Genomic DNA, 12,010 nt, shown 5'->3' on the forward strand with positions numbered 1-12,010 from the left:
GCCATGGCCCTGACGGTCGCATCGTGCGGCAACGCCAGCGATCCGAAACTGAACCAGACCGGCGCGACGCCCGACTTGCCTAAGGTCAACGAGACGCTGGTGCCGCCGATGAAGATCAGCCCGCCGGCAGGCTGGAACGGCGAGACGCCGACGGTGCCGCAAGGCTTTACGATCAGCGCCTTCGCCACGGATCTCAAAATCCCGCGTCAGATGCTGGTCCTCCCCAACGGCGACGTCCTGATCGCCGAGGGGCGCGGCGGCCATGCACCCGCCATGCGGCCCAAGGACGTGATCGCCGGCGTCATCAAAAAGCAGGGCAACACCAAAATCAAAGGCGGCAACCGCATCACCCTGGTGCGCGACGCGAACAACGACGGCACGCCCGAACTGCGGACGGTTCTGGTGGACAACCTCGATGCGCCCTACGGCTTGGCCTATATCGACGGCTATCTCTATGTCGCCGAACAGGGGGCGCTGGTTCGCTTCGCCTTCCAGCCGGGCCAGACCGGTATCGCCACGCCCGCCGAGCGGGTGACGGAACTGCCCTCGCGCATCAACCACCACTGGACCAAGTCCCTGACCGCCAGCGCGGACGGATCGAAGCTGTACGTCGGCACCGGCTCGAACTCGAATATCGGCGAGCGTGGCATGGCGGTCGAAGAAGAGCGCGCCACGGTTTGGGAGATCGACCGGGCGACCGGCGCACGGCGCACGATCGCCACCGGCATTCGCAATCCAACGGCCCTGGCCATCGAGCCGACCACCAATCTGTTGTGGTCGGTCGTCAATGAGCGCGACGAACTGGGGCCGCAACTGGTCCCGGATTATCTGACCCAAGTACGTGACGGGGCCTTCTACGGCTGGCCTTACAGCTATTGGGGCCAGAACCCCGATCCGCGCGTGATGCCGCAGAACCCCGAGATGGTCGCCAAGGCCATCCGGCCGGATTACGCCCTGGGATCGCACGTCGCCGCCCTGGGCCTGGACTTCGCCCGCAATGGCGGCTTTGGCGGGTCGTTCGCCAACGGCGCCTTCATCGGCATGCACGGCAGTTGGAACCGTCAGGACCCGTCCGGCTACAAGGTCGTATGGGTGCCCTTCAACGCCGGCCGTCCGGCGGGACAACCCGTTGACTTCGCCACAGGCTTCTTGAAGGACGGCAAGGCGCGTGGGCGTCCTGTCGGCGTCGCGTTCGATGGGAACAAGCGTGTGCTGTTCGTCGCCGACGACCTGTCGAACACGGTGTGGCGCATCGCGCCTGCGCGATAGGCCGGCTTTCCCTCGCCCGGCAAGGTCGCGGGAAGTCGCTATTGTCCTCGACACATAGCCGAATAAGAAAATCCCCGGCTGCGAGCAACCGGGGACTTTGCATACGGGGCTGAGCTGTGGCCTACGGCGTGAAGTCGATGGTGCGTTCGAAGGGCGCATCGACAGCACGGCCACGATCCATGATCGGCGTGACTTCGGCGCCGTTCATCAAGGCCAAGGCGGCTTCGCCAAAGCCCATGCCCGGACGACTTTCTTCCAGCACGACGCAGTCGGTGACGTGGCCCGACGCCAGGGCGGTGCAACGTAGCCGCACGCTGAAACGGTCGGTGCTCTCTGCCTTCGGCGCGACGGCCCGTTCGATGGCGGGTTGAGGCGCATTGTAAAGGGCCGCGTCTTTGAGCAGCGGTCCAGTCGGGGCGCCCAGCAGGGCCGTCATCAATGTCAGGCTGAAGGTCAGTGTCATGGCAGGCCTCGTTCGTCTTCTATTAAGATTTGAACAAGACCTCCGTTCCCCGAACTTTCAAAAACGCGCGGGTGTGTGCGGCGCACCACACTTCGATTTCTCTGCCGAAGTCAGAATGGCCTCAAGCTGGACTGTTGTTCTTGGCACAGGGTCTTCAGCCACGAACGCACGGTGCGCAGACGCGCGGTGTCGTGGACATCGCGGTGGGTGGCTAGCCAGAAGCGGCGCTCGATCAGGATCGACGGCAGCACGCGCACCAGACCGTCGGCCAGGAAGCACGGCAGGACGCCGACGCCGCCGCCGGCGGCGATGATCTCCCGCTGCGCCCGGATCGAAGACGAGGCGACGTGGGGCGCGAGCCCCGGCTGAACCTCGTCCAGATAGCGCAACTCCGGCGCATAGATCAGATCGTCGATATAGCCGACGATGTCGAAGCGGCTCAGGTCTTCGACGGTCTTCGGAACGCCGTTGCGGTGAAGGTGATCGGGCGAGGCGTAGAGGGCCAGCTGATACGGCGTCAGCGGCTCGACGATCAGGCGTGCGGCGTGTGGCGCCGCCAAGGTGATCGCCATGTCGACCTCTCGGCGCGTCGGCGACAGGAAGCCGGAGGTGGCCGCCAGTTCGATCCTTAGACCCGGATGGGCCAGACGCAGCGCGGGGAGGGCGGGGGCCATCAGGGTGACGCCAAACCCCTCGGACGCGCTGACACGCACCACACCGGCGGGTGCGTCGGGCTGGGTCACGCGGCCGGCAGCCTCCATCGCGCTTTCGGCCTCCAGACCGATATCGAGCAATTGTGCGCCGGCGGCGGTCAGCTGCAGCCCGGTGGTCGAGCGGACGATGAGGGTGGATTTCAGCGCGCTTTCCAGCCGGGCGACCCGACGCCCGACCGTGGCGGCGTCGACGCCCAACCGCTGCGCCGCGCCGCCCAGAGAGCCTGCGCGCGCGGCGGCGATAAAGATGCGCAGATCATCCCAGTCGTACATGGCCGCCTAGTCATCTTGCAAAAACGCAGAATGTTGCCTGCAACTTTGCATTATCGACCCGCGCGCAGGGGTGATAGCCATAGTCGCAACAAAAGAACCAACAGGGACACCCAGGCCATGCGCGACATTCGCCACTTCATCGACGGTGCGGCTTTCGACGGCGCGTCCGGACGCTTCAGCGACGTGTTCAATCCCAACACCGGGGATGTACAGGCTCGCGTGCAACTGGCGACGACGGGCGAGGTCGATCGTGCGGTCCAGGCGGCGCAGAACGCCTTTGACGGTTGGGCTTCGACCAATCCCCAGCGCCGCGCCCGCGTCATGTTCGACTTCAAACGTCTGGTCGAGGCGCGGATGGACGAACTGGCCGAACTGCTGTCCAGCGAGCACGGCAAGGTCATCGCCGACTCCAAGGGCGACATTCAGCGCGGTCTGGAAGTGATCGAGTTCGCCTGCGGCATCCCGCACGCGCTGAAGGGCGAATACACTCAAGGCGCCGGCCCCGGCATCGACGTCTATTCGATGCGTCAGCCGCTGGGCGTGGTGGCGGGCATCACCCCGTTCAACTTCCCGGCCATGATCCCGATGTGGATGTTCGGCGTGGCCATCGCGGTGGGCAACACCTTCGTGCTGAAGCCGTCCGAGCGTGATCCGTCAGTGCCGGTGCGTCTGGCCGAACTGATGCTGGAAGCGGGGGCGCCGAATGGCGTGCTGAACGTGGTGCACGGCGACAAGACGGCGGTCGACGCCATCCTGACCCATCCGCTGGTTCACGCTGTCAGCTTCGTCGGTTCGTCCGACATCGCCCACTATGTCTATCAGACGGGCGCCGCCAACCATAAGCGGGTCCAGGCCATGGGCGGCGCCAAGAACCACGGCATCGTCCTGCCCGACGCCGACATGGATCAGGTGATCAAGGATCTGTCCGGCGCGGCCTATGGCTCGGCGGGCGAACGCTGCATGGCGCTGCCCGTCGTGGTGCCGGTCGGCAAGAAGACGGCCGACGAACTGCGCGAGCGGATGGTCGCGGAAATCCCGTCGATGCGGGTCGGCGTCTCGACCGACGCGGGCGCCCACTATGGCCCCGTCGTCACGGCTCAGCATCGCGAGCGTGTCGCGGGCTGGATCGAGAAGGGCGTGCAGGAAGGCGCTGAACTGGTCGTCGACGGCCGCGACTTCAGCCTGCAAGGTCACGAGAAGGGCTATTTCATCGGCCCGTCGCTGTTCGACCATGTGAAGCCCGAGATGTCGTCCTATCAGGAGGAAATCTTCGGTCCGGTGCTGCAGATCGTTCGCGCCGAGACGTTCGAGGAGGCGCTGTCCCTGCCGTCGAACCACCAATACGGGAACGGCGTCGCCATCTTCACCCAGAACGGCCGCGCGGCGCGCGACTTCGCCGCCCGGGTCAACGTCGGCATGGTCGGGATCAACGTGCCAATCCCGGTGCCGGTCGCCTACCATACCTTCGGCGGCTGGAAGCGTTCGGCCTTCGGCGACATCAACCAGCACGGCATGGAGGGCGTCCGCTTCTGGACCAAGACCAAGACCGTGACGGCCCGCTGGCCGGACTCGGCGCTGGAGCATTCGGACAGCTCGTTCGTCATTCCGACGATGCGCTAAGGCCGTCATGGATTTCGCTCTCAACGACGATCAGCGCGCCATTCAGGACGCCGCCCGCGCCTTCGCCGAGGCCGAACTGGCGCCCCATTCCGCGCGCTGGGACGAGGACAAGCATTTCCCCGTCGAAGTGATGAAACAGGCGGCCGAAATGGGCTTCTGCGGCATCTATACGGCTGAGGAGCACGGCGGCATGGCCCTGGGCCGGGTCGAGGCAGCGGTGATCTTCGAGGAGCTGTCGCGCGGCGACGTGGCGACGGCGGCCTTCATCTCGATCCACAACATGGCGACGTGGATGATCGATCGCTTCGGGTCGAACGACCTGCGCGGCCGGTTCGTGCCGTCGCTGGTCGGGATGGAGAAGATCGCCTCCTATTGCCTGACCGAGCCGGGCTCGGGGTCGGATGCGGCGGCGCTGCGGACCACGGCCGTGCGCGACGGCGACCACTATGTGCTGAATGGGTCCAAGGCCTTCATCTCGGGCGCAGGCACGTCTGACGTTTATGTCGCCATGGTCCGCACGGGCGGCGAGGGGCCAAAGGGCGTTAGCGCGATCGTGGTCGAGGCCGGCACGCCCGGCCTGTCGTTCGGCGCGCAGGAAAAGAAGATGGGCTGGAACGCCCAGCCGACCGCCATCGTCCAGTTCGACGACTGTCGTGTGCCAGTCGCCAATCTTCTGGGCGAGGAGGGAGCGGGTTTTCGCTACGCCATGGCCGGTCTGGACGGCGGTCGGCTGAACATCGCCGCCTGTTCGCTGGGCGGGGCGCGGCTGGCGCTGGAGACGGCGCAGGAGTACGTCACCACCCGCAAACAGTTCGGCCGACCGATCGGCGAGTTCCAGGCGCTGCAGTTCCGACTGGCGGACATGGCCACGGACCTGGAGGCGGCGCGACTGATGGTGCTGCGCGGCGCCTGGGCCATCGATACCGACCATCCGGAAAAGACGAAGTGGTGCGCCATGGCCAAGCGCCTGGCCACCGACGCCTGTTTCCAGATCGCCGACGAGGCCCTGCAACTGCACGGCGGCTATGGCTATCTGAAGGACTATCCGCTGGAACGGATCGTGCGCGACCTGCGGGTTCATCGCATTCTGGAAGGCACCAACGAGATCATGCGGGTGATCATCGCACGGGAGATGACCAAGTGAGCGACGCCGAAGTCATCACCCGGATTGAAAACGGCGTCGGTCGCATCACTCTGAACCGACCCAAGGCGATCCATGCGCTGAACCGGGCGATGTGCGAGGCGATGACGGAGGCGCTGCTGGCCTGGCGTTCGAATCCCTCCGTCTCCTCCATACTTATAGACCACGCCGGCGAGCGGGGTTTTTGCGCGGGCGGCGACATTCGCATGATCGCCGAAAGCGGTGCGGGCGATGCGTCGGAGGCCAAGGCCTTCTTCCTGGCCGAGTACCGGTTGAACCACCTGATGTTCGACTATCCGAAGCCGATCATCGCCATCGTGGACGGCATCGTCATGGGCGGCGGGGTCGGCATTTCCGAGCCGGCCGACATTCGTGTGGCGACCGAGCGCACCACCTACGCCATGCCCGAGACCGGGATCGGCCTGTTCCCCGACGTTGGCGGCGGCTGGTTCCTGCCGCGCCTGCCAGGCCAGACCGGCGTCTGGCTGGCGCTGACAGGCGCGCGGCTGAAGGCGGCGGATACGGTGGCCCTTGGCATCCATACTCACTTCGTGCCCGCAGATCGTGTCGAGGCGCTGAAGGCCGATCTGATGGGCGAGACCGCAGATCCGTCGCCGGTCGTGGCGCGCCACGCCGGGGACGCGGGGCCTGCACCGCTGTCGGCCCACCGCGAGGCCATCGACCGGCTGTTCGCCTTCGACACGGTTGAGGAGATTTTCCAGGCGCTTGAGGCGGACGGGTCGCAGTGGGCGCTGAAGCAGCTGGAAACGCTGAAGACCAAGTCGCCACAGTCGCTGAAGGTCTCGCTGCGCCAGATCCGCACGGGCGCGACGCTGACCAGCTTTGCCGACAATATGGCGATGGAGTACGCCCTGGGCGGCCGCGTGGTGCGCACCCACGACTTCCAGGAAGGCGTGCGGGCCGTGATCATGGACAAGGACAATGCGCCGAAATGGTCCCCGGCGGACCTGTCGGGCGTTACCGACGAGACGCTGGATGCGCTGTTTGCACCGTCGCCGGACAATGAAAAATGGACGCCGCTGGCCTGACCACGGCGCCGACAAAGGGAGAGACACCATGTCCAAGATCGCCTTCATCGGCCTGGGCAACATGGGCGGCGGCATGGCCGCGAACCAGGCCAACGCGGGCCATGCGGTCGCCGCCTTCGACCTGTCGGCGCAGGCGCTGGAACGGGCGGTGACGGCCGGTTGCGTCGCGGCTGGATCGGTCGCCGAGGCGGTCAAGAACGCCGAGGTGGTCATCACCATGCTGCCGGCCGGGCCGCACGTACTGAAGGTCTATTCCGAACAGATCATCGGCGCTGCGCCGTCGACCGCCCTGCTGCTCGACTGTTCGACCATCGATGTTGAAACCGCGCGCAAGGTCGCCGGTCTTGCCAAATCGGCCGGCTACGCCTTTGCCGACGCGCCCGTGTCAGGCGGCACGGCGGCGGCGGATGCGGGCACGCTGGCCTTCATGGTCGGCTGCGACGAGGGCGACTTCGCCCGCGTCGAGGCGGCGCTGGAGCCTATGAGCCGCATCACAATCCGCGCCGGCGATCATGGGGCGGGGCAGGCGGCCAAGATCTGCAACAACATGCTGCTCGGCATCTCCATGCTGGGCACCTGCGAAGCCATCGCCTTGGCGGAAAAGCTGGGTCTGGATCCCGAACGGTTCTTCGAGATCGCGTCCAAGTCTTCGGGTCAGTGCTGGAGCGTTACCAGCTACTATCCCTGGCCGGGTCCGGTGCCGACCGCGCCGTCGAACCGCGACTATCAGGGCGGGTTCGCCACGGCCATGATGTTGAAGGACCTGAAGCTGGCTCAGGACGCAGCGGCGAAATCCGGCGCCTCGACGCCGTTGGGCGCACAGGCCGAGGCGCTTTACGCCCTGTTCGACGGAATCGGGCACGGCGGCCGTGATTTCTCCGCCATGTTGCAGATGCTGCGCGGCAAGCTGGATGAACTTAAGCCGGCATAGATTCGTCTTTCGCATAGTGATTGCGGCCCGTGCAGCTTCGGCGGCGCGGGCCTTTTCGTATGCGGCCGCGGCCGCGACGCTGATCGCTACGGCTGGTGCGACCAAGGCGCGCGCCTGCCGTGTTCGCCTTATTCCGTTCGCCGGAATGAGCCTGTGAAGAGTGAAGTCAAAACAGTAACTTAGCTCTCGCTGACCGTTGAGGCGGCTTTAGCGGAGATCGAAAATCGTCTGAAATGCGGCTGAACGGTGCTTGCGGCGCACATTGCTCTTGTGTCATGTAACCGCTTACATCGCTTATCGACGGATCTTCGAAAAGGGGCCGGGACGATAGGGAGCAGGGAGAATTCGATTGGACATGGCCGCGCCTAGCGCTGCGTCTGCACGGCAGGAGGGCCAGCCCTTCGCCAAGGCCGCAACCATGCGCGACGTGGCTGAACGCGCCAATGTGTCGGTGGCTTCTGTCTCTCGTGTGTTGAACGGCTTGGGCGTGACCTCGGACGCGACGCGCCAGCGGGTGCTCGATGCGGTCGAGGACCTTCGCTATGTCCCGCACTTCGGCGCCCGCAGCCTGTCGACCAGCAAGAACGACACGATCGGCGTCATCCTGCCGGACCTGTTCGGCGAGTTCTTCTCCGAGCTGATCCGGGGCATGGACCTGGCCGCCCGCGCCCACGGCAAGCATCTGATCGTCTCCAGTTCGCATGACGGCGCGGAAGACACCCTGGCGGCCGTGCGTTCGATGCGCGGGCGCGTGGACGGCATGATCGTGCTGTCGCCTCATCTGGGCGCGGCGAACCTGTCGTCAGAGTTCGCCGGTCGGATGCCGGTCCTTCTGATGAACGGCGGCGCGGCCGAGCCGGGCCGGGCGTCCATCATGATCGACAACCACGGCGGCGCCGTCGGCGCGGTCCAGCATCTGCGGTCCACTGGCCGCAAGCGCATCGCTCACATTCGCGGCGCCGCCGGCAACATCGAGGCGGACACGCGTGCGGCCGGATACACGGCGGCGCTCGAGGGCCATGACCCGATCATCGTCGAGGGCGACTTCTCCCAAGCCTCGGGCCATCGCGCGGCGACCCAGCTTCTGGCCATGACAGAGCGGCCCGACGCTGTTTTCGCCGCCAATGACATGATGGCCGTCGGCGCCCTGTTGGCCTTCCAGGAGGCCGGAGTGCGCTGTCCTGAAGACATCGCCGTCGTCGGCTTCGATGACGTGCCTATCGCCGCCCTGATGCGGCCTGCGCTGACCACCATGCGCGTCAACATCGCGGAAATCGGTCGAAGCGGCGTCGAACGCCTGATCGGCCTGGTCCAGGCCGGCGCGACCGCCGACGCCACGGACACCGCTTGCGAAATCGTTCGGCCGATCCTGGTCGAACGCCAGTCCACCGCGGCGGCCTCGTCCGCCAGGTTCAACAAAGGGTAGGCCAGCCATGTTGCTGAAAACCGATCCCATCAGGAGGGGAGAGCTCAGGATGACCCAGTTCAATACGCGTAAGGCCGCGACACGTCAGGTCGCCTTGGCCGCCGCATCGGCGCTTGCCATCAGCATGGCGGTCGTCGGCGGCGCGCAGGCGCAGGTGGCGACCTCGACGATCCGAGGCAATGTGACGGATGGCGCGACGGTCGAGGCCGGCGCCACCATCGTCGCCCGCAATGTCGCCTCGGGCTTCACCAGCCGCACCACGGCGAACGCGCAGGGTGGCTATACCCTGTCGGGCCTGCGTCCCGGCACCTACGAGATCACGGCGACGACGGCCGAGAACGAGACGGCGACCGACACCGTTTCGATCGGCGTGGGCCAGGTCGGCAACCTGGATCTGGCCGTCGCAGACGCGGCGTCCGGCGCGGCTGACGCCAACGCAGCCAATCTGGGAGACATCGTCGTGACCGGACGTCGTCTGGTCGAGGTGCGCACGCCCGAAAACGCCACAAACGTCACGACCCAGCAGATTCAGACCCTGCCGCAGATCAGCCGTAACTTCCTGAACTTCGCGGCGTTGGCGCCGGGCGTCAGAACGGGCACCAACGAGCAAGAAGTTCAGATCACCGCCGGTGGTCAGCGGGCGGAATCCGTCAATGCCTTCATCGACGGCGCCAGCCTGAAGTCGAACATCATCGCCGGCGGTATCGTCGGTCAGGACGACAGCCGCGGCAATCCGTTCCCGCAGGCGGCCGTTCAGGAATTCCGGGTCGTCAGCCAGAACTTCAAGGCTGAGTACGAGCAGGCCTCGTCCGCCATCATCACGGCCGTGACCCGCTCTGGCACCAACGAGTTCCACGGTGAAATCTTCGGCACCTATCGTGATCAGGACTTCATCAAACAAGACGAGTTTTCGCGTGCGGCCGGCCGGGAAAAACCCGCGCTGGAAGTCCAGCAATACGGCGCCGCTCTCGGCGGTCCGATCATTCAGGACAAGCTGCACTTCTTCGGCAGCTACGAGCACAAGCAGGAAAACCGTGCTGCGGCCGTGACGCTGGGCCGTCAGAATCCGGCCTACGTTAGCCAGTTCGGCCAATACATCGGCACCTTCGCTACGCCGTTTGAGGAAGACCTCTACTTCGGCAAGCTAAGCTTCCAGCCGGCAGAGGGCCATTTGATCGACCTGAGCGTCACATACCGCGACGAAGCCGACGTGACGGGTGTTGGCGGTGCCAACTCTATCGAGCGTGCAAGCGGTCTGAAACAGACGACGAAGAGCGCCAATCTGCGTTATCAATGGCAGGGCGATGGCTTCCTGAACGAGTTGGCGGTCGATTACCGCAACTACAACTACAACCCGACAGCCGTGAACTTCGATCAGATCGGTCGCAGCTATCGCATCTTCGAGAACGGCTACGATCCGTTCGGCGGTGTGTCGATCCTCAACATCGGTGGCTCGGGCAGCCGTCAGGACATCAGCGATGACGCCCTGACGGTCCGCAACGACCTGACGTTCAATGAAGTGCAGTTCAACGGCTTCCACACTATAAAACTGGGCGCCAAGGTCAGCCGTCAGAACTACAACGTCGTCAAGGAGTTCGGTCGTAATCCCGAGTTCTTCTATGACCTGAACGGCACGGCCAGCGGCAATGCCGCCGTCCCGTATCGTGTTCAGCTGGGCAACGAGTTTCCCACCGTCGATCTGACCAACACCGTCATCGGTCTGTATGCCCAGGATGATTGGCAGATCACCGACAAGCTGGAGCTGAACCTGGGTCTGCGTTGGGATTACGAGACCAATGCCGACAACAAGAACTACGTCACGCCGGCCTCCGTGGTTGCGGGCCTGAACCAGTGGATCGCTTCGACTGACGGCGGCAAGCCTGCCGGCTATTCGCCGAGCTGGTTCAACATCAACGATTACATCTCGACCGGCGACAATCGTGACCCGTTCAAGAAAGCCTTCCAGCCGCGGATCGGCTTCTCGTATGATGTCTTCGGAGATCGCAGCACGGTTCTGTTCGGCGGCGCCGGTCGCTACTACGACCGTGTCCAGTTCAACTTCGCCTTCGACGAATTGGCCAAGCCTTTCGATTTCACCCAGAACGTCTTCTTCTCGACGACCGGCCGGCCGGCCGGCGTTGCGAACGGAAGTTCTTCGGACCCTATCCTGTGGAATGCGTCTTACGGGACCACAGCTGGACTTGACGCCATCCTGGCCAACATCCCGGCCAAGGGCGAAGCTTTCCTTCTGAAGAACGACTTTGAGCCGCCCCGCACGGATCAGTTCAACCTGGGTGTGCGTCAACGAGTCGGCGAATGGCAGACCGAGTTCACTTTGGCCTACGGCAAGACAGAGAACGAGTTCACCTGGCAGTATCTGAACCGCTGCCGCGAACCAACGCGTGGCAACGACGGCAATGGTTTCGGCGACAACGGCGGATTCTGCGGCCCCGGCGGCACGAACCCTTACCGCTCGTATCTGGTGTCCGATCACAACAAGGAGCGGACGTTTAAGGCGCTCTATGTCAAGCTGGACAAGGGCTACACGCGTGACTCCGGTTGGGGCGTCAACATCGCCTACACGCTGTCCAAGGCTGAACAGAACGGCGGCAACGACAACTTCTGCTTCGACTGCTTCTCGGTGGAAAGTTCGCCGGTGCGGTCCTCGGGCAATGACGAGCGTCACCGTATCGTGGCTAACGGCATCGTCGATCTGCCGCTCGATTTCCAGCTGTCGGGCATTCTGACCTTGGGTTCGGGCACGCCTTACGACGTATTTGACGGACGCGGCGCCAACTTCGTCTATCGCCCCTATGGCGCCTATCCCGAGAAGGAGCAGTTCTTCCTGCCGAACGCCTTCGCCTATCGGAATCTGGATCTCCGCCTGACGAAGAACTTCAATGTGCCCGGCGCGGGCGAACTGTCCGTCTATGTCGACGCCATCAACGTGTTCAACTTCAAGAACTACACGGGGTTCGACGGCGGGACGGGCTCGGCGACGAACCCGAATCCGAACTTCGGTCGGCCTTCGGCGGTCCTGTTCCCCACGCGGACCTTCCAGATCGGCGCCCGTTACGCCTTCTAAATCCTGAGCCTGGGCCGCCTCGTGCTTGTTGCGAGGCGGC

Annotated in this window: 9 protein-coding genes; 7 read left to right on the top strand and 2 right to left on the bottom strand. The window is 64.7% G+C overall.

What is annotated here, in order from left to right:
* The first annotated feature begins 3 nt into the window (after positions 1–3).
* Positions 4–1,269, top strand: coding sequence for a PQQ-dependent sugar dehydrogenase (locus QRN13_RS14190; RefSeq protein WP_502868599.1), 1,266 nt, complete (start codon positions 4–6; stop codon positions 1,267–1,269).
* A 121-nt stretch (positions 1,270–1,390) separates the two neighbouring features.
* Here QRN13_RS14190 and QRN13_RS14195 read toward each other — a convergent pair whose 3' ends face one another.
* Both QRN13_RS14195 and QRN13_RS14200 read right to left on the bottom strand, forming a co-directional pair.
* Complete coding sequence (locus QRN13_RS14195) at positions 1,391–1,732, bottom strand: TonB family protein (RefSeq protein WP_284878415.1); 342 nt, start codon at positions 1,730–1,732, stop codon at positions 1,391–1,393.
* A 110-nt stretch (positions 1,733–1,842) separates the two neighbouring features.
* Positions 1,843–2,718, bottom strand: coding sequence for a LysR family transcriptional regulator (locus QRN13_RS14200; protein ID WP_284878416.1), 876 nt, complete (start codon positions 2,716–2,718; stop codon positions 1,843–1,845).
* Positions 2,719–2,835: 117 nt separating this feature from the next.
* Between QRN13_RS14200 and QRN13_RS14205 the strand changes: the two genes are divergently transcribed.
* The 6 genes from QRN13_RS14205 (at position 2,836) to QRN13_RS14230 (ending at position 11,970) form a co-directional block, all read left to right on the top strand.
* Complete coding sequence (locus QRN13_RS14205) at positions 2,836–4,338, top strand: CoA-acylating methylmalonate-semialdehyde dehydrogenase (RefSeq protein WP_284878417.1); 1,503 nt, start codon at positions 2,836–2,838, stop codon at positions 4,336–4,338.
* A 7-nt stretch (positions 4,339–4,345) separates the two neighbouring features.
* Entirely contained in the window at positions 4,346–5,482 is a 1,137-nt protein-coding gene (locus QRN13_RS14210; RefSeq protein WP_284878418.1) for an isobutyryl-CoA dehydrogenase, read from the top strand.
* Positions 5,479–6,528, top strand: a complete 1,050-nt coding sequence (locus QRN13_RS14215; protein ID WP_284878419.1) for an enoyl-CoA hydratase/isomerase family protein — start codon at positions 5,479–5,481, stop codon at positions 6,526–6,528. Before QRN13_RS14210 ends, QRN13_RS14215 begins: the two co-directional genes overlap by 4 nt.
* Complete coding sequence (gene mmsB / locus QRN13_RS14220; RefSeq protein WP_284878420.1) at positions 6,503–7,459, top strand: 3-hydroxyisobutyrate dehydrogenase; 957 nt, start codon at positions 6,503–6,505, stop codon at positions 7,457–7,459. Before QRN13_RS14215 ends, mmsB begins: the two co-directional genes overlap by 26 nt.
* Before the next feature lie 355 nt (positions 7,460–7,814).
* Positions 7,815–8,885, top strand: a complete 1,071-nt coding sequence (locus QRN13_RS14225) for a LacI family DNA-binding transcriptional regulator (protein ID WP_284878421.1) — start codon at positions 7,815–7,817, stop codon at positions 8,883–8,885.
* 49 nt (positions 8,886–8,934) lie between these two features.
* Positions 8,935–11,970 (top strand): TonB-dependent receptor, encoded by a 3,036-nt coding sequence (locus tag QRN13_RS14230; protein ID WP_284878422.1) that lies wholly within the window; start codon positions 8,935–8,937, stop codon positions 11,968–11,970.
* Positions 11,971–12,010 lie beyond the last annotated feature (40 nt).

It is taken from the genome of Brevundimonas sp. MEB006b, assembly GCF_030209705.1.
GTDB lineage: Bacteria > Pseudomonadota > Alphaproteobacteria > Caulobacterales > Caulobacteraceae > Brevundimonas.

What these genes read in the sequence shown, in the direction of transcription:
- QRN13_RS14190 (WP_502868599.1), top strand. Translation starts at nt 4, where the DNA reads ATGGCCCTGACGGTCGCATCGTGCGGCAACGCCAGCGATCCGAAACTG.
- QRN13_RS14195 (WP_284878415.1), bottom strand. Translation starts at nt 1,732, where the DNA reads ATGACACTGACCTTCAGCCTGACATTGATGACGGCCCTGCTGGGCGCC.
- QRN13_RS14200 (WP_284878416.1), bottom strand. Translation starts at nt 2,718, where the DNA reads ATGTACGACTGGGATGATCTGCGCATCTTTATCGCCGCCGCGCGCGCA.
- QRN13_RS14205 (WP_284878417.1), top strand. Translation starts at nt 2,836, where the DNA reads ATGCGCGACATTCGCCACTTCATCGACGGTGCGGCTTTCGACGGCGCG.
- QRN13_RS14210 (WP_284878418.1), top strand. Translation starts at nt 4,346, where the DNA reads ATGGATTTCGCTCTCAACGACGATCAGCGCGCCATTCAGGACGCCGCC.
- mmsB (WP_284878420.1), top strand. Translation starts at nt 6,503, where the DNA reads ATGAAAAATGGACGCCGCTGGCCTGACCACGGCGCCGACAAAGGGAGA.
- QRN13_RS14225 (WP_284878421.1), top strand. Translation starts at nt 7,815, where the DNA reads ATGGCCGCGCCTAGCGCTGCGTCTGCACGGCAGGAGGGCCAGCCCTTC.
- QRN13_RS14230 (WP_284878422.1), top strand. Translation starts at nt 8,935, where the DNA reads ATGACCCAGTTCAATACGCGTAAGGCCGCGACACGTCAGGTCGCCTTG.